This is a genomic window from Pleomorphomonas sp. NRK KF1, from assembly GCF_023721755.1.
GTDB lineage: Bacteria > Pseudomonadota > Alphaproteobacteria > Rhizobiales > Pleomorphomonadaceae > Pleomorphomonas.
In genome coordinates, this window is the sequence record NZ_JAMDLH010000011.1 from 66,551 (window position 1) to 84,110 (window position 17,560).

The 17,560-nt window shown below is 67.3% G+C and carries 16 protein-coding genes; 13 read left to right on the top strand and 3 right to left on the bottom strand.

Annotated elements, in window-relative coordinates; genetic code table 11:
- The 5 genes from M4J39_RS21570 to M4J39_RS21590 are packed head-to-tail and all read left to right on the top strand — an operon-like array spanning position 1 to position 6,019.
- Entirely contained in the window at positions 1-1,380 is a 1,380-nt protein-coding gene (locus M4J39_RS21570; protein ID WP_251730559.1) for an amidohydrolase, read from the top strand.
- A 25-nt stretch (positions 1,381-1,405) separates the two neighbouring features.
- Positions 1,406-2,503, top strand: a complete 1,098-nt coding sequence (locus M4J39_RS21575) for a BMP family ABC transporter substrate-binding protein (RefSeq protein WP_251730560.1) — start codon at positions 1,406-1,408, stop codon at positions 2,501-2,503.
- Between the two features lie 8 nt (positions 2,504-2,511).
- Positions 2,512-4,020, top strand: a complete 1,509-nt coding sequence (locus M4J39_RS21580) for an ABC transporter ATP-binding protein (protein WP_251730561.1) — start codon at positions 2,512-2,514, stop codon at positions 4,018-4,020.
- A complete protein-coding gene (locus tag M4J39_RS21585) occupies positions 4,017-5,111 on the top strand; it encodes an ABC transporter permease (protein WP_251730562.1) in 1,095 nt (364 codons plus the stop codon). Before M4J39_RS21580 ends, M4J39_RS21585 begins: the two co-directional genes overlap by 4 nt.
- Complete coding sequence (locus M4J39_RS21590) at positions 5,108-6,019, top strand: ABC transporter permease (RefSeq protein WP_251730563.1); 912 nt, start codon at positions 5,108-5,110, stop codon at positions 6,017-6,019. Before M4J39_RS21585 ends, M4J39_RS21590 begins: the two co-directional genes overlap by 4 nt.
- 17 nt (positions 6,020-6,036) lie before the next feature.
- On the opposite strand, the gene M4J39_RS21595 is transcribed toward M4J39_RS21590, so the two are convergent.
- Positions 6,037-6,249, bottom strand: a complete 213-nt coding sequence (locus M4J39_RS21595) for a hypothetical protein (RefSeq protein ID WP_251730564.1) — start codon at positions 6,247-6,249, stop codon at positions 6,037-6,039.
- Positions 6,250-6,667: 418 nt separating this feature from the next.
- On the opposite strand from M4J39_RS21595, the gene M4J39_RS21600 reads away from it, so the two are divergent.
- The 4 genes from M4J39_RS21600 (at position 6,668) to recN (ending at position 12,355) form a co-directional block, all read left to right on the top strand.
- Positions 6,668-8,482, top strand: a complete 1,815-nt coding sequence (locus M4J39_RS21600; RefSeq protein WP_251730565.1) for a M24 family metallopeptidase — start codon at positions 6,668-6,670, stop codon at positions 8,480-8,482.
- A gap of 214 nt (positions 8,483-8,696) precedes the next feature.
- The gene (gene lpxC / locus M4J39_RS21605; protein ID WP_251730566.1) at positions 8,697-9,626 is read left to right on the top strand and encodes a UDP-3-O-acyl-N-acetylglucosamine deacetylase; all 930 of its coding nucleotides are present in this window, start codon (positions 8,697-8,699) and stop codon (positions 9,624-9,626) included.
- Positions 9,627-9,853: 227 nt separating this feature from the next.
- The gene (locus tag M4J39_RS21610; protein ID WP_251730567.1) at positions 9,854-10,681 is read left to right on the top strand and encodes an outer membrane protein assembly factor BamD; all 828 of its coding nucleotides are present in this window, start codon (positions 9,854-9,856) and stop codon (positions 10,679-10,681) included.
- Positions 10,682-10,690: 9 nt separating this feature from the next.
- Complete coding sequence (recN, locus tag M4J39_RS21615; RefSeq protein ID WP_251730568.1) at positions 10,691-12,355, top strand: DNA repair protein RecN; 1,665 nt, start codon at positions 10,691-10,693, stop codon at positions 12,353-12,355.
- Here recN and M4J39_RS21620 read toward each other — a convergent pair.
- On the bottom strand, positions 12,342-13,193 hold the full coding sequence (locus tag M4J39_RS21620) for a helix-turn-helix transcriptional regulator (RefSeq protein ID WP_251730569.1): 852 nt from the start codon (positions 13,191-13,193) through the stop codon (positions 12,342-12,344). The genes recN and M4J39_RS21620 overlap by 14 nt on opposite strands.
- A 160-nt stretch (positions 13,194-13,353) precedes the next feature.
- Between M4J39_RS21620 and M4J39_RS21625 the strand changes: the two genes are divergently transcribed.
- The 4 genes from M4J39_RS21625 to M4J39_RS21640 all read left to right on the top strand — a co-directional run bounded on the left by M4J39_RS21625 (position 13,354) and on the right by M4J39_RS21640 (position 15,674).
- Complete coding sequence (locus M4J39_RS21625; RefSeq protein WP_251730570.1) at positions 13,354-13,833, top strand: GNAT family N-acetyltransferase; 480 nt, start codon at positions 13,354-13,356, stop codon at positions 13,831-13,833.
- 76 nt (positions 13,834-13,909) lie between these two features.
- Positions 13,910-14,533 (top strand): bifunctional nicotinamidase/pyrazinamidase, encoded by a 624-nt coding sequence (gene pncA, locus M4J39_RS21630; protein WP_251730571.1) that lies wholly within the window; start codon positions 13,910-13,912, stop codon positions 14,531-14,533.
- A 125-nt stretch (positions 14,534-14,658) separates the two neighbouring features.
- Positions 14,659-15,378 (top strand): AzlC family ABC transporter permease, encoded by a 720-nt coding sequence (locus M4J39_RS21635; protein WP_251730572.1) that lies wholly within the window; start codon positions 14,659-14,661, stop codon positions 15,376-15,378.
- Positions 15,375-15,674 carry an AzlD family protein gene (locus M4J39_RS21640; RefSeq protein WP_251730573.1) on the top strand — a complete coding sequence of 100 codons (300 nt, stop codon included), beginning with the start codon at positions 15,375-15,377 and terminating at the stop codon, positions 15,672-15,674. Before M4J39_RS21635 ends, M4J39_RS21640 begins: the two co-directional genes overlap by 4 nt.
- Before the next feature lie 71 nt (positions 15,675-15,745).
- Here M4J39_RS21640 and ftsZ read toward each other — a convergent pair whose 3' ends face one another.
- The gene (gene ftsZ, locus M4J39_RS21645) at positions 15,746-17,560 is read right to left on the bottom strand and encodes a cell division protein FtsZ (protein ID WP_251730574.1); all 1,815 of its coding nucleotides are present in this window, start codon (positions 17,558-17,560) and stop codon (positions 15,746-15,748) included.

Genomic DNA, 17,560 nt, shown 5'->3' on the forward strand with positions numbered 1-17,560 from the left:
ATGACCAGTTATCTTCTCAAGAACTGCGCGGCGGTGATGGTGGACGACGGCGCCGGTCCGAGCGTTCGGCGCGATGTCGACATCCTGACCGCCGGCCCGGCGATCCGCGCCATTGGATCAGGCCTTGGCGCGACGCCGGAGGCCGAGGGCGCCGAGGTGATCGACGCCTCGGGCTGGTTCGTCTATCCGGGCCTCGTCAACACCCACCATCACTTCTTCCAGACCTTCGTGCGCAATCGCGCCGAGCTCGACTGGACGAAGCTGTCGGTGCTCGAATGGCTTGATAGAATCTACCCGATCTTCTCGCAGCTCACCGAGGATTGCTTCTATCATTCGTCGCTGACGGCGATGGCCGAGCTGATCAAGCACGGCTGCACCACGGCACTCGACCATCAGTACTGCTATCCGCGCCACGCCGGCAAATATCTGGCCGACCGGCAGTTCGAGGCGGCGGAGCGGCTGGGCATCCGCTACCACGCCGGACGCGGCGGCAACACGTTGCCGAAGTCCGAAGGCTCGACCATCCCCGATGCGATGCTGGAGACGACGGACGAGTTCCTGGCCGACTGCGAGCGGCTGATCGACCGCTATCACGACGCCTCGCCCTTCAGCTTGCGGCAGGTGGTGATCTCGCCCTGCCAGCCGGTCAACAGCTATCGCGAGACCTTCGTGGAATCGGCGGCGCTTGCCCGCGACAAGGGCGTCTTCCTGCACACCCATGTCGGCGAAGGCGAGAGCCCGGTGATCGAGGCCCGCCACGGCAAGCGAACGGTCGACTATCTCGAAGAGATGGGCTTCGCCGGTCCAGACGTGTTCTACGCCCACTGCTGGGAACTCACCCACGGCGAGCTGGCCAAGATGGCGGCGTCGCGCACCGGCGTCTCGCATTGTCCGGAGCCGGTCTATCTCGTCGGCGCCGAGGTGACGGACATTCCGGCGATGGCGGCGCTCGGCGTGCGCGTCGGCCTCGGCTGCGACGGCTCGGCCTCCAACGACAACTCCAATCTGATGCACTGCATCCATTCGGCCTACATGCTGCAGTGTCTGGTCGCGTCGTCCCGCAGCCATCCCGTACCGGCACCGGTCGATTTCCTTCGGTTCGCCACGACGGGTAGCGCCTCCCTTCTGGGACGCAGCGACATCGGCCGTCTCGCGCCGGGCATGGCCGCCGACCTCTTCGCCATCGACACCCGGCGCATGGACTACGTGGGTACGCGCCACGATCCGCTGAGCCTTCCGGCCAAACTCGGCGTCGGCACGACCACCGACCTCACCATGATCAACGGCCGCGTCGTTTGGGCCAACGGAGAGTTCCCCGGCATCGACGAGGCGGAAATGGCCGCCGACGCCGAGGCAACGCTTGCAACCATCGACTTCTGATCCAGCCGAGAGAGGGCGAACCACAATGACCAGAGGCATTACCCGTCGCAACCTGATCAAGACGGCGGCGCTCGCCGGCGTCGCCACCACGGTCGGTGGCCGCTTCGCCGTCGCCGCCGAGCCGCTCGGCATCGCGCTCGTCGTTCCCTCGCCGATCGGCGACGTCGGTTGGGGCCACGCCCTGAAGGCCGGACTGGAGCCGCTGAAGGCCGCCTATGGCGACGCCGTCAAGATCACCGTTCTGGAGAACATCCCCGAGGGTCCAGACGCCGACCGCATCATGAACAAGACCGTCGCCGACGGGAACAAGTTCCTGGTCGCCGGATCCTTCGGCTACCAGAACGGCGCGATGCAGATCGCCAGGCGCAATCCCGGCGTTTCCGTGCTGCATGCCTCCGGCTACATGGTGGCGCCGAACTTCTCGCCCTTCGCCGCGCGCTACTATCAGGGCACCTACCTGATGGGCATGGCCGCCGCCGCCCTGTCCAAGACCGGCAAGCTCGGCTCGGTCTCCGCCTTCGCCATCCCCGAGCTGATCACCTCGATCAACGCCTTCACGCTGGGCGCCCAGGCGGTCAACCCGGCCATCGAGGTGTCCGTGGTCTGGGTGAACTCCTGGTTCGACCCCGCCAAGGAGCAGGAGGCCGCCAAGGCGCTGATCGCGCAAGGCTGCGACGTCGTCTTCTCCAATGCGCAGGACACCCCCTCGGTGATCTCGGTTTGCGAGGAAGCGGGCGTCTATGCCTTCAACCTCAACTCCTCGATGAAGAGCTACGCGCCGAAGTCCTATCTTGGCTGCGTCGCAACCGACTGGTCGCCCTATTTCAAGGCCCAGGTGGACGCCCATCTGGCCGGCAACTTCACCGGCGCCAGCGCCTTCCTCGGCGTGACCGACAAGGTGGTGCAGACGGTCGACTGGAACCCGGCGATACCCTCGGAAACCATGGCGAAGATCAAGGACATCGAGGCCAAGATCGCCGACGGCAGCTTCTCGCCCTTCACCGGCCCGATCGCCAAGGCCGACGGCAGCGAAGGCGTGGCGTCCGGCGCCGCGATGGACGACGCCGCCATCGTCGCCATGGACTGGCACGTGAAGGGCGTTTCCACGCCGCTGCCGAAGTAAAAGCGCGCATGGCAACGCCCCTCCTGTCATTGCGTGGCATCTCCAAACGCTACGGCGAGATCAGGGCCAATCAGGCCGTGGATCTCGACGTCGCCCCGCGGTCGATCCACGCCATTCTGGGCGAGAACGGCGCGGGCAAATCCACGCTGATGAAGCTCATCTATGGCGTGGAGACGCCGGACGGCGGGGAGATGCTTTGGGAAGGGGCGCCCCTGACACTGGCCTCGCCGGCGGCTGCCCGCCGACGAGGCATCGGCATGGTGTTCCAGCACTTCTCGCTGTTCGAAACGCTGACGGTCATCGAAAACATCCGCCTCGTGGTGCCGGGGCAGGCCAGGGCGCTGGTCGCGCGCATCCTGGAACTGGGCGCCGAGTTCGGCCTTGAGGTCGATCCCCATGCCCATGTCCACGAACTGTCGGTCGGCGAGCGCCAGCGGGTCGAGATCATCCGCTGCCTGATGACCGACCCGAAGCTGCTGATCCTCGACGAGCCGACATCCGTGCTGCCACCGCAATCGGTCGACAAGCTGTTCGAGACGCTGAGAAGGCTGCGCGACGGCGGCATCTCCGTGCTGTTCATTTCCCACAAGCTCGAGGAAATTCGCGCCATCTGCGATCGCGCGACCATCCTGCGCGCCGGCCGGGTGACCGGCAACGTCGATCCCCGCGAACACGACGCCCACGACCTGGCCCGGATGATGATCGGGCGCGACATGCCTGATCCCCCGCCGATGAAGCCGGCGAAACCGGGCGAGACCGTGCTGGAGCTGATCGGCCTGAACTACACGCCGGATGATCCCTTTGGCATGCCGCTCAAGGACATGGCCCTGACCCTCAGGTCCGGCGAGATCCTCGGCATCGCCGGCATTTCCGGCAACGGACAGGCCGAACTGTCCGAGCTGATTTCCGGCGAAATCCGCCTGCCCTTCGAGACCCGCGAGCAGGTGCAGATGATGGGCGAGCCGGCCGGCCATCTCGGTCCGGCCGAACGGCGGAAGCTCGGGTTTGCCTTCGTGCCGGAAGACCGCCTGGGTCGCGGTGCGGTGCAAGGGATGTCGCTGGCACGCAACAGCTTGCTCACCGCCCATCCGCTGGGTCTGATCCGGCGCGGGCTGATCGCCATGGGAGAGGCCAGCGAGTTCACCCGGCGCTGCATCGCCGATCACGACGTGCGCACCTCCGGCCCGGATGCCGAGGCGGGCGGCTTGTCCGGCGGCAACCTGCAGAAATTCATCGTCGGCCGCGAGATGATGCTGGCGCCGAAGCTGTTCTTTCTGGCCCAGCCGACATGGGGCGTCGACATCGGGGCGGCGACCGCCATTCGCCAGAAGCTGGTGGCCCTCAGGGACCAGGGCGTTGCCATACTGGTGATTTCCGAGGAGATCGACGAGTTGTTCGACATCTGCGATCGCATTCAGGTCCTCAGCCACGGGCGGCTGAGTCCGTCGCTGGAAACGCGCCAGACCCGCCCCGAGGATATCGGCCGCTACATGATCGGCGCGGGAGCCGCCGCATGAACGCCACTCGCATCCGGCCCATGCTCGTCAAGCGCGACCGGCCGTCATTGTCCCTGAAAATCCTTGCCCCGCTTCTGGCGCTGGTGGCGGCGACGCTCATCAACCTGCTGCTCCACGTTTTCATGGGCAAGGACCCGGTGGCGGTGTTTCACGCCATGATCCTTGAGCCGTTCATCTCCTTCCCGTCCTTCTCCGAGGTCCTCCTCAAGACCGGGCCGCTGCTCCTGATCGCCGAGGGGTTGGCGATCGGCTATCGCGCCAAGGTGTTCAACATCGGCGCCGAGGGCCAGTTCATCATCGGCGCCATCTTCGCCTCCGCGCTGCCGGTCTGGTATCCGATGGCGACAGGGCAATGGATCTGGCCGACGATGCTGCTGGCCGGCGCTGTCGGCGGCGCGCTGTGGGCGGCGATCACCGCCTTCTGGCGGGTCCGCCTCAGCGCCAACGAAATCCTCGTCTCGTTGATGTTGAGCCTGGTGGCCGCCCAGGTGCTCAACTACCTGCTTCTCGGCCCGTGGAAGGACCCGAACGGCTTCAACTTTCCGCAGTCGGTCATGTTCCAGTACGACGCGATGGTGCCTCTCATCATCCCGGGAACGCGGGTCAATGCGTCGCTGCTCATCGCCCTCGCCCTGGCGCTCGCGGCCTATGTGTTCATGCAGAAGAGTTTCATGGGCTACAAGCTGGAGGTTGGCGGGCTTGCCCCGCGCGCGGCCGGCTATGCCGGCTTTTCCGAGGGACGCGCCATCTGGATATCGCTCCTGATCGGCGGCTTCGCAGCCGGTCTTGCGGGAGCTGCCGAAGTCGCCGGGCCAATCGGGCAGCTGCAGCGCTCGATCTCCACCGGCTACGGCTACGCGGCGATCATCGTCGCCTATCTCGGTGGCTTGCACCCCATCGGCATCATCTTCTCATCCGTTGTCATGGCAGCGATCTACATCGGCGGTGACAACGCGCTGGTGTCGGCCGATCTGCCGATCGCCGCCGTGCGGGTGTTCCAGGGCAGCCTGCTGCTGGCCTATCTGATGGCGGTGACCTTCGTGCGCTACCGGCTCGCCTTCGCGCGCCCCGTCAGCGAGGTGGCGGCATGATCGCGGTGGAGTTCATCCTTTCCGGCATGCTGGCGGCGGCGACGCCCTTTCTTCTGGCGGCGCTCGGCGAACTCGTCGGCGAACGGGCGGGCGTGCTCAACCTTGGCGTCGAGGGGCTGATGGCGCTCGGGGCGGCGATCGCCTTCATCATCGTCTATCATGGCGGTGGGCATGTCCTGGCCTTCGCCGGCGCGGGCCTTGCCGGCGCGCTCTTGGCCTTGCTGTTCGCCTTTGCGGCTCTGGGGTTGCAGGCCAATCAGGTGGCGGCGGGCCTTGCCATCGGCATTCTGGGTCAGGGTCTGTCGGCGCTGTTCGGCAAGACCTACGAGAGCCTGACGGTCAAAGGCCTTCCGAAGCTCTCGGTGCCCGGCCTTTCCGACCTGCCGGTGGTGGGCGGGCTGTTCGTTCAAGATCCGGTCGTCTGGCTGTCGCTGGCCGCGACCCTGGCCATCTGGGCCACCTTCGCCTTCACCAAAACAGGCCTTTTGCTGAGGGCCGTCGGCGAGAATCCGAAGGCGGCCCATTCCATCGGCTATCCGGTGATCGCCATTCGCGTCGCCGCCGTGGCATTCGGCGGGCTGATGGCCGGCTTCGCCGGCGCCTACGCCGCCACGGTCTATACGCCGCTCTGGGCCGACGGCATGATCGCCGGGCGAGGCTGGATCGCCCTCGCCCTCGTCGTGTTCGGCACCTGGCTGACCGCCCGCATCTTCTGGGGCGCCTGCCTGTTCGGCGCCGTCTCGCTGGCCGGCCTCGCCGCGCAGGCCGGCGGCGTGGAACTGCCGTCGCAGCTACTGGCGAGCATGCCCTATCTGGTGACGATCGTCGTCCTCGGTATCATTTCCTCGAACCGACGCCTTCTCAAGCTCAACGGCGTCGCCTCGCTCGGAGAGCCTTTCAAGCCTTGAACCGCGACGGTTGAGGTTTAAAGCGCGGCGTCGATGGCGCGCGACCGCATGATGCCGGTCGAACTGCGGCCGGAGCCCTGCTCGCGCCCGGCCTGATCGTCGAGCGAGGCAAGATAGGGCGCGACATAACGCTGCGCCTGCCGCTCGCGCGTGCCGAGCGTGGTCTCGTAGGTCCTGCGGAAAACGCCACTTCGGTAGGATGTAGCGGTAGTCGGGGCAAATCGGCTCATTTTAGCACCTCTTGAATGTCATCGGCTTCCGCCGAAGGTTCTCAAAAGCGCCGTTATCCTCATGGGACGCGAAACCAGCCCTCCGAACTGTTCTTGTAGTAGCAGACTAAGACTTTAGTATGAACGAGTGACAATGCAGGCCACCCTTGCAGGTGACTCATGGCTGCCGCCTCCCTTTCGCCGCAACCCTCCCTTGCCGCCGGATTTCGGCCCAAAGGATAAACGCGGCATAAACGCCCCACCTTGCCTGAAGCCGAACGAAAGCCGACGGGTGGGACAACAGCGCCACGGACGCAGCCAACGGGGAAGTGATCGGCAATGGCCGGGCCACCGACGATCAAGGCCGGCTGCCGCCTTGACGGCACCCGAAAGCAGGGGCCACAACTCACGCTCTCAAGAGCATGGCGGAGTGACAGAGGTGTTCCAGACATTCGATAACGTCAGCGATCCCAGCCACGGCAAGGCGCGGATCGCCGCCCTGAGGGCCGAGCTGAAGCGGCGTGGCCTCAAGGGTTTCCTGGTGCCGCTCGCCGACGAGCATCAGGGCGAGTACATCCCCGCCGCCGCCGCCCGCCTGCTCTGGCTGACAGGGTTCGCCGGCTCGGCGGGCCTTGCCATCGTTCTCGACGACCGCGCCGCCATCTTCGTCGATGGCCGCTATACCCTGCAGGTGCGCGAGCAGGTCGACCTCACGGTCATCGAGCCTCATCACCTCATCGAGGAGCCGCCGCACGACTGGCTGAAGACCGTCGCCCAGAAGGGCGACCGTATCGGCTTCGATCCCTGGCTGATGACCGCCGCCGAAGTCGGACGCTTCGAGACGGCGCTGGCCGCCAGCGACGCCGAGTTCGTCGCCGTCGACGGCAACCCGGTCGACGCGGTCTGGACGGATCGTCCCGAGCCTCCCAAGGGCCGGGTGTCGCTGTTCCCGGAAAACCTGGCCGGCGAAAGCGCCGAATCCAAGCTCGCCCGCCTCGGCGAAGCGATCGGCAAGGCCGGCGCCGATGCCGCCGCGCTGACGCGCCCCGATTCCATCGCCTGGGCCTTCAACATCCGTGGCGAGGACGTGCCGCACACGCCGGAGGCGCTGTCCTTCGCCATCCTGCGCAAGGAAGGCCGGCCCTCCCTGTTCATCGACGGCGCCAAGCTCGACAACGTCGTCCGCGACCGGCTGGAGCAGATCGCCGCCGTCGAGCCGCCCGCTGGCTTCGCTCCGGCACTGACCGCGCTCGGCGGCTCCGTGCTGGTCGACAAGGCCTCGGCCGCCTTCGAGGTGGTGCGCCGCGTCGAGGCCGGCGGCGGCAAGGTGGTGGCCGGCGCCGACCCGGTGCTGCTGCCCAAGGCGTTGAAGAACCCCGTCGAACTCTCGGGCATCCGTGCCGCCCATGTTCGCGATGGCGTCGCCATGGTGCGCTTCCTCGCCTGGATCGACCGCGAGGCGCCGAAGGGCGGGCTCGACGAGATCGCCGTCACCAAGAAGCTCGAAGAGTTCCGTGCCGACACCGGTGCGCTGCGCGACATCTCCTTCGACACCATCGCCGGCGCCGGCCCCAACGCCGCCATCCCCCACTATCACGTCAGCACCGCCTCCAACCGCAAGGTGGAGATGAACGGCATCCTCTTGGTCGATTCGGGCGCCCAGTATCAGGACGGCACCACCGACATCACCCGCACCATGATCGTCGGCACGCCGACCGAGGAGATGATCGACCGCTTCACCCGCGTGCTGATCGGTCACATCCGCCTGACGCTTGCCCGCTTCCCCAAGGGCACCTCCGGCGCCCATCTCGACGTGCTCGCCCGCGGAAAACTGTGGGAGGCCGGCCTCGACTTCGACCACGGCACGGGCCACGGCGTCGGCCACTATCTCTCGGTTCACGAGGGACCGGGCCGCATCGCCAAGACCGGCCACGTGCCGCTGGAGCCGGGCATGCTGATGTCCAACGAGCCCGGTTTCTACAAGGCCGGCGCCTGGGGCATCCGCATCGAGAATCTTGTCATCGTCACCGCGCCTGAGCCGATCGATGGCGGCGAGCGGCCGATGATGGGTTTCGAGACGGTGACGCTCTGCCCCATCGACCGCCGCCTGATCCGGCCGTCGATGCTGGAGGCACGCGAACGCGCCTGGCTCGATGCCTATCACGCCGAGGTCCGCGAGAAGCTGCTGCCGCTTCTGAACGACGAAGCCGACCGAGCCTGGCTTGTCGCCGCCACGGCGCCGCTGGCCGCCTGACGCCGATTCGGTTTTTTCACGCCTTTCGCGCGGCCTTGCGGCCGCGCGAGTTGCCCTTCCGGCAATCATTTGAAACTCAAGGAGAAAACACGTCGCCGACAGCGTAACACTCGGTAAGAAAGAGTGACTTTCCTGGGGCGCTCCCGTGTGTTTTATGAAAAATGTGCCGGCTCGGCTCGTACTGCGCTTACCGGTCTTTTTTGGAAAATACTCGATGCGAATGTCCTACGGCAAGCAGACCACCCTCGGCGAAAGTGTCCGGTTCTCGGGCATCGGCGTGCATTCCGGCAAGCCGGCGACCATCGTCCTGCACCCCGCCGACGCCGACCGGGGCATCGTCTTCGTTCGCACCGACGGCGAGGAGGTGGAGATCGCCGCTCGCCACGAGAATGTGGTCGCCACCGAGCTCTGCACGATGATCGGCATAGGCGGCCGCACCGTCGCCACCATCGAGCACCTGATGGCCGCGCTGGCCGCCTCCGGCGTCGACAATGTCGTCGTCGAGATCGACGGTCCGGAAATGCCCATCGCCGACGGCTGCTCGGCTACCTTCATCGACCTGATCGCCGAGGCCGGCCTGCGCCGTCTCGCCGCGCCGCGCAAAGTGTTGCGGGTCCTCAAGCCGGTGCACCTCGAAGTGGGCGGCGCCGTGCTGGAGTTCCTGCCCTACGACGGCACGCGCTACGACGTCACCATCGACTTCGCCAATCCGCTGATCGGCCACCAGTCCTACGTGCTGGACCTCAATCCGCGCAGCTTTGCCAGCGACATCGCCCGCGCCCGCACCTTCGGCTTCATGTCCGACGTCGAGAAGCTGTGGAAGATGGGTTTCGCGCTCGGTTCGTCGCTGGAGAACTCGGTGGCCATCGGCGAGGACCGCATTCTCAACCCCGAAGGGCTGCGCTGGCCGGACGAATTCGCCCGCCACAAGACGCTCGATGCGGTGGGCGACCTGTCGCTGATCGGCATGCCCTTCATCGGCCACTTCCGTTCCTATAAGGGCGGCCACAAGCTCAACTGGATGGCCGTCAAGGCGCTGGTTGCCGACACCGGCGCCTACGAGATCGTCCATGACGCCGTGACGACCCGCGAAACGGCCGGCGGCATCCTTCAGACCGCCGCGCTGGCGCCCTCGCGCGACTGACGACACCCCGGCTTTCCGGGGCTTCGCGGCCTTCTCGCCATAATGTGGCCGAACATCACGGGCACGTAGCATCCGCGACGGCTTTGCGATAAAAGAGCTTCCTGTTATCCGGAGCGCGCCCGACTCGCGCCGGAGCCATGGGCGGCTTGCATCGGGCGGTGACCGGCGGGCAGTACGCGTGGGATGGATGGCGGCCGCGAGCGGTTGCGTACGGTGATGGGGTTTTCATGAGGCAGAGTTTCGTTCGTGTGGCCGCCGTGCTCGTTCTCCTCGGAGGCGCCACCGCCCTCGTCGGGTGTTCGTCCGACGAGCCGCTGGAACCCTTCGTGGAAATCCCGGCGGAGCAGTCCTACAACGCCGGTATCGCCTACCTGCAGCAGGGCGATTACAAGAAGGCCACCGAGAAATTCGAAGAGGTCGACCAGCAGCACCCCTATTCGGAGTGGGCGCGCAAGTCCCTCATCATGACCACCTACACCAACTACACGCGCGGCAACTTCACCGAGGCCATCACCCAGGGCAAGCGCTACCTGACGCTCTACCCCGGCTCGGAAGACGCCGCATATGCGCAGTGGATGATCGCGCAATCCTATTTCAACCAGATGCCCGACATCACGCGTGACCAGAAGATGACCCAGCAGGCCATGGTGGCCATGCAGGAACTGGTCGACCGCTACCCCGACAGCCCCTATGCCGCCGAGGGCCGCAAGCGCCTCGACATCGCCAAGGACCAGCTCGCCGGCAAGGAAATGGAAGTCGGTCGCTACTATCTCGCCCGCAACCAGTACATCGGCGCCATCAACCGCTTCAAGGTGGTGGTTCAGGAGTACCAGACGACCCGTCACATCGAAGAGGCGCTGGAGCGTCTCACCGAGGCCTATTTCGCCATGGGCATCGTCGACGAGGCGCAGACGGCCGCCGCCGTGCTCGGTCACAACTATCCTGACAGCCGTTGGTACAAGGACGCCTATAAGCTCCTCAACACCAATGGTCTGGAGCCGCGCGAGAACAGCCAATCCTGGATCTCCAAGGCATTCAAGGCCGCGTTGCTCTGACGGGACGCCATGCTGCAGACGCTCGCAATCCGCGACATCGTTCTGATCGAGCGGCTTGAGATCGCCTTCTCCGACGGTCTGACGGTGTTGACCGGTGAAACCGGCGCCGGCAAGTCCATCCTGCTTGACGCGCTGTCGCTCGCCCTTGGCGGGCGCGGCGACGCCGGTCTGGTTCGCCATGGCGCCGACCAGGGACAGGTCACCGCCGTCTTCGATCTGCCGATCGGCCACCCGGCCCGCGCCCTTCTCGTCGAGAACGACCTCGACGATGATGGCGACGTCATCGTCCGCCGCGTCCAGACCGCCGACGGCCGCACCCGCGCCTTCGTCAACGACCGCGCCGTCTCCGCCAATCTCCTGCGCCAGCTCGGCGCCGCCCTGGTCGAGATCCACGGCCAGCACGACGACCGTGCCTTGGTCGATCCCGCCATCCATCGCGGCCTGATCGATGCCTTCGGCGGCCTTGAAGCCGACGTGAAGGCGGTCGCAGCCGCCCATCGCACCTGGCGCGACGCCGAGAAGGCGCTGGCCGACCTCGAACGCCGCATCGCCGACGCTCGCCGCGAAGGCGACTACCTGCGCGCCTCGGTCGAGGAGTTGCAGAAACTCGCTCCCGAACCGGGCGAGGAAACGGCGCTGGCCGAGCGTCGCCAGGAAATGATGCGGGCCGAGAAGGTCGCCGTCGACCTGCGTGAGGCCTACGACCATCTCAACGGCTCCGGCTCGCCGGTGCCCGAGCTGTCCGGCCTGCTGCGCCGCCTGGAGCGCAAGGGCGAGGTGGCGGCGCTGGCCGGTCCGGCCTTGCAATCGATCTCCACGGCGCTCGACGCGCTGGAAGATGCCCGCGCCGTGTTTGAAGCCGCCCTGCGCGCCGCCGACTTCGACCCGGCCGAGCTGGAGCGCACCGAGGAGCGGCTGTTCGCCATCCGCGCCGCCGCCCGCAAGTATTCGGTGATGCCCGACGACCTCGGCGCGCTGGCCACCCGCATGGCCTCGGACCTTGCCGATCTCGACGCCGGCGAGGACAGGCTCAACGCGCTCGCGCAGTCGGCCACCACCGCCCGCGCCGACTACGACAAGCTCGCGGCCAAGCTGTCGGCCGCCCGCGAGAAGGCGGCCCGCCTTCTGGAGGACGCCGTCGCCGCCGAGTTGCCGTCGCTGAAGCTCGAACGCGCCCGCTTCATCGTCAACCAGCTGGCCGACCCCGAGACGCGCACCGCCGACGGCATCGACACGCTGGAGTTCTGGGTGCAGACCAACCCCGGCACCCGTCCCGGACCGATGATGAAGGTGGCCTCAGGCGGCGAACTCAGCCGCTTCCTGCTCGCCCTGAAGGTCTCTCTGGCCGACAAGGGATCGGCCTCGACGCTGGTCTTCGACGAGATCGACACCGGCGTCGGCGGCGCCGTGGCCGAGGCCATCGGCACCCGTCTGGCCCGCCTCGCCCGCAAGGTGCAGGTGCTCTCCGTCACCCACGCGCCGCAGGTCGCCGCCCGTGCCGACCATCACTTCCTGATCGCGAAAGACAGCGTCGACGACGGTGCCCGCGTCGCCACCTCGGTATCGCGCCTCCCCGACGGCCACCGCCGCGAGGAGATCGCCCGCATGCTGGCCGGAAGTCGCATCACCGAGGAAGCCCGCGCCGCCGCCGAGCGGTTGCTCAAGGGGCACTGACAGCGGCATTAGCCTCCTCGATCAGCCGCCGCACCTCCGCCGCGACTTCGGGCGTCGCGGGGTTGTAGACCACCATGGAAAGATCCGGCCGCCCGCCGACCACGAACGACGAGTATTCGAGCGACAACACGCCGAGCGTCGGGTGGCGGAGCGTCTTGGTGCCCTCGCCATTCTGCCCGACTTGCTTCTCGCGCCACATCGTCAGGAACTCCGGGCTGGCCCGGCTCAGTTCATCGACCAGCGCCTCGACGTTGCCGGACGCGCCGGCCCGGGTTGCGTCGGCACGAAAGGTGGCGACGACGAAGCGGGCGACGCTCTCCCAATCGAGCTGGCGCGCACGGACCGCGGGATTGCAGAACATCATGCGCAGCACGTTGCGTTCGTGCGGCGCCATAGCGCCGTAGTCGGCGAGCATTACGGTGGCTGCCCGGTTCCAGGCGACGACGTCCCAGGTGGCGGTCTTGACGAGCGCCGGGCTGAGCTCCAGCGCGTCGAGCACCCGCTGCAGGCGCGGCGATACCCCCTCGCTCTCGCGGTAGCGCACCTCCGGCGGCCGGCCGAGCGCGATCAGGAACAGGTGCTCGCGCTCGACGTCGGTCAGCATCAGCGCCCTGCCGATACGGTCGAGCACGTCGGCCGACGGCGCACCGCCCCGCCCCTGCTCCAGCCAGGTGTACCAGGTGACGGAAACATTGGCCCGCTGGGCCACCTCTTCGCGCCGGAGGCCCGGCGTTCGCCGGCGCGCCATCGAGAAACCCAGCGCGGCGGCGTCCATGCGGCAGCGCCGATCGCGTAGGAAGGCGCCGAGCGCGTTGTCATTGCGAACCTGAGCGTCCATGCGGAATGCCCTTATACCGGGATAATGGCGCCATCTTACCCGGATGAAGGGCTGAACGAAAAGAGGGCGGGAAACCGGTCGGCCATACGGGCTGATACCCTTCCCGACGGCGGGAAAAGCATCCTATGATTTCACGAGAAGCCTTAGTCGAGAATCCGAGATGTTGATCCGTCCCGCCATGGCCGCCGATGCAGAGGAGGCCGCCTCGGTCCTGCGCCGGTCCATCTGCGATCTCTGCCTGTCCGATCACAGCGGCGATGCCGAGACACTGGCGCAGTGGCTCGCCAACAAGACCCCGGAGAACGTCCGCGCCTGGATCGAAGCGCCCGACCGCTTCATCGTTGTGGTAGAGGAGAATGGCGCCATTATCGGCGTCGGCGGCGCCTCGCATTCCGGTGAGATCACGCTGAACTACGTGGCGCCGGAGGCGCGCTTCAGGGGCGTGAGCAAGGCGATCCTCAAATCGCTCGAGGCCTATCTCAGCCTTCTGGGGTGCCCTGAAATCACGCTGACCAGCACCAAGGCCGCCCGCACCTTCTACATTGCCATGGGCTACGAGGATGCCGAGGCGCAGGACGCCTCAAATGCGCAGGGCGGCCTGCCGATGCGAAAATCGCTTGGGCCGAAGGAAGCCAGCTGAGGCCCGCCAGCTCGCTTGCCGCCTCCCCTTGCCAGTGCAATAAATCGAGTCCGACCAGCCAACCCGGAGTCGCGCCATGCCTTCCTCCACCACCGCCCTCATCGTCGTCGACGTTCAGAACGACTTCTGCCCCGGCGGCGCGCTGGCGGTCGGCGGCGGCCACGCCATCGTGCCCGTGATCAACGCGCTGGTGCCCCGCTACGAGCAGGTGGTGGTCACCCAGGACTGGCACCCCAAGGGGCACGCCTCCTTCGCCTCCGCCCACCACGGCTGCGAACCCTTCGACACCATCGACATGCCCTATGGCACGCAGGTGCTGTGGCCCGACCACTGCGTGCAGGGCACGCCCGGCGCCGACCTGCATCCCGACCTCGTCGTGACCTCCGCCCAGCTCGTCATCCGCAAGGGTTGGCATCAGGGCGTCGACAGCTATTCCGCCTTCCGCGAAGCCGACCGCGAAACGCTGACCGGCCTCGCCGGTTATCTCAGGGAGCGGGGCGTCGACGAGGTTCACGTCGTCGGCCTCGCCACCGACTATTGCGTCGGCTGGACGGCGCTGGATGCGGCCGGCGCCGGCTTCAAGGTGACCGTGATCGAGGACGCCTGTCGCGCCATCGACCTCTCCGGCTCGCTGAAACGGGCCTGGGCCGACATGGCCGCTGCCGGCATCGCGCGGACCACGAGCGACCGGATCGTTTAGGATTGTTGCGGCGGCGGGCGGTCATTTTCTCGGATATTGCGGTTTTCGGGTGGACAGTGCCCCAATAATAGGTCATACACGCTGACCTATAAAGGTCAGCCATATTGACCTAAGGAAAGCTGGACATGACAACACCTCTCGCCGACTTCCGGGCCGGTCTGGTGGCGGTTTTTCCAACCGTCGCTGCCGCCGTGCCCTTTGCCCTTATCCTCGGCCAGCAGGCGACGGCCAAGGGCCTGACGCCGGCCGAGATGCTCGCCATGTCGTCCATCGTCTTCGCCGGGTCCTCGCAGCTCATCGCCGTGGGCCTGTGGAGCACGCCGGCGCCAGTCGCCGCGCTGGCGCTGATGGCCTTTCTGGTCAATCTCCGCCATACGCTGATGGGCGCCTCGCTGTCGGGCAAGATCGCCCACTTCGGCCGCCTGCGCTGGGTCGCTGCCTTCCTGCTCACCGACGAGGCCTGGGCGCTCAGCGAGCGTCGCGCCCTCGACCGGCCGATCAGCCGCACCTTCTACTTCACCGTGGCGCTGACCATGTTCTTCTTCTGGCAAACCGCCTCGGTGCTCGGCACCGTCTTCGGCGCCTATCTCGAACACCCCGAGGCCTGGGGGCTCGACTTCGCCTTCCCGGCCATCTTCATCGCACTTGCCCTCGGCTTCTGGAAGGGCGCCCGTCGCACCGGTCCGGTGCTGGTGGCAAGCGCCGTCGTGGCGGTCGCCGTCCACGCCACGGTGCCGGGTGCCTGGTACGTGATCGCCGGCGCTATCGCCGGCATCTCCGCCGCCGTGATCACCGCGCCGCGTGAGCGGCCCGCCAAGGCTCTGGCCGGGGAGACGACGCGATGACCATCGATCCCGTCAACTTCGCCGCCATCCTGGCCATGGGCGCCCTCACCTATTTCACGCGCATCCTCGGCTTCCTGATCGCCGACCGGCTGCCGAAGTCGGGCCCGGTCCGCGTCGCCCTCGACGCGCTGCCGCCCGCCGTGCTGGTGGCCGTCATCGCCCCCATCGTCATGTCCGGCCCCATCGAGGCGGCGGCCGGTCTGGTGGTGCTCCTCCTGGCGCTGCGGCTGCCGCTGATCGCCACGGTCGCCATCGGAGTCGCCGTCGCCGCGCTGTTGCGGTTCGCCTTTCTCTGACGCGCCCCAAATAGAAAGAGGCCCGCGAAGTCGCCTTCGCGGGCCTTTGTCTTTTTACGCTCGTGACCGGATCACTTGCGGCGGAGGAAGGCCGGGATCTCCATGTCGTCGTCGGCGGCGCGCGGCGCCGGCTGCGGCGCCATGCGGCCCTGCTGGTCGAGGCGGCCGGCGGCTCCCTGGACCGGCGCGGCCGGACGCTTCACGAACTCGCTCGCCGCCGAGGGGCGCACGGCCGGCTGCGGGGCAGCGGCGCGCGGCGCTTCGGGCTGCGCCTCTTCCTCGCGACGGCCGAGGCCGACGGTGGCGAGGCGGCGGAGCAGGCCGAGCGGACGGCGCTCTTCGTCGTGGTCTTCCGGGTGCACCTGCACCGAGGCGGCCTGACGCTGGGCGATCGGCGGGAACTCCTCGATCGACGGCACACGGCTGCGCTGGGCGACGGCCGACGGACGCTCGGCGACCGGCGGCACGTAGGGCTGCTGGGCAGGCGCCGGCTCGGCGGCACGGACCGACTGCGGCTGGGCGGCCGGCGCGGGCGCGTCGTAGTGGTTCATCGCCGGCTCGTAGGGCTCGATCGACACGCGCGGATCGTGCGGCGTCGTGACGGAGCGAACCGGTTCGGGTTCGATGGCCGCCTCGGGCAGCGCCAGCGCCGCTTCGATGGCTTCGACGGAGACCTGCGCGGCAGCGGCGGCGGCCTGGGTGTAGTTCGGAACCGGCGCGGGCGCAGGGGCGATCGACGCGGCCGGGGCGGCCTCGCGGATCACCGCCGGGCGCACGGCCGGCTGGTTAAAAGGCTGCCGCACCTCCTGAGCCGCGACGGCGGCGGCAGCAGAGGTGGTCACCTGAACGGGGCGGGTCGGCGAGGTGCGCCCCACGGCATCGGCGCTGTTGTTGCGGACGACCGATTCCTGACGAACCAGCTCCGGCTCGATGCCGGTGGCGACCACGGACACGCGGATCATGCCTTCCATGGTGTCGTCGAAGGTGGCGCCAAGAATGATGTTGGCTTCGGAGTCCACTTCCTCGCGGATGCGGGTGGCCGCTTCGTCGACCTCGAACAGCGTCAGATCCTTGCCGCCGGTGATCGAGATCAGGAGGCCCTGCGCCCCCTGCATCGACACTTCGTCGAGCAGCGGGTTGGCGATCGCCGCCTCGGCGGCCTGGATGGCGCGCTTCTCGCCGGAGGCTTCGCCGGTGCCCATCATCGCCTTGCCCATGCCGCGCATGATCGAGCGGACGTCGGCGAAGTCGAGGTTGATCAGGCCTTCCTTGACCATCAGGTCGGTGATGCAGGCAACGCCCGAGTAGAGCACCTGGTCGGCCATCGCGAAGGCGTCGGCGAAGGTGGTGCGCTCGTTGGCGATGCGGAACAGGTTCTGGTTGGGGATGCAGATCAGCGTGTCGACCGAGTTCTGCAGCTCCTGGATGCCGGCGTCGGCGATCTTCATGCGGCGGGCGCCTTCGAACTGGAAGGGCTTGGTGGTGACGCCGACGGTGAGGATGCCGTGCTCGCGGGCCGCGCGGGCGATCACCGGCGCCGCGCCAGTACCCGTGCCGCCGCCCATGCCGCAGGTGATGAACACCATGTGGCTGCCGGCGAGGTGGTCGTTGATCTCGTCGATCACTTCCTCGGCGGCCGCGCGGCCGACTTCCGGCTGCGAACCGGCGCCAAGGCCCTCGGTGACGGCGACGCCCATCTGGATGATGCGTTCGGCCCGAGAGGACGCCAGAGCCTGCGCATCGGTGTTCGCCACGACGAACTCGACGCCCTGCAGGCCGGACTGAATCATGTTGTTGACGGCGTTGCCGCCGGCACCGCCGACACCGAAGACGGTGATTCTCGGCTTGAGCTCCGTGAGGTCGGGCATCTTTAGGTTAATCGTCAT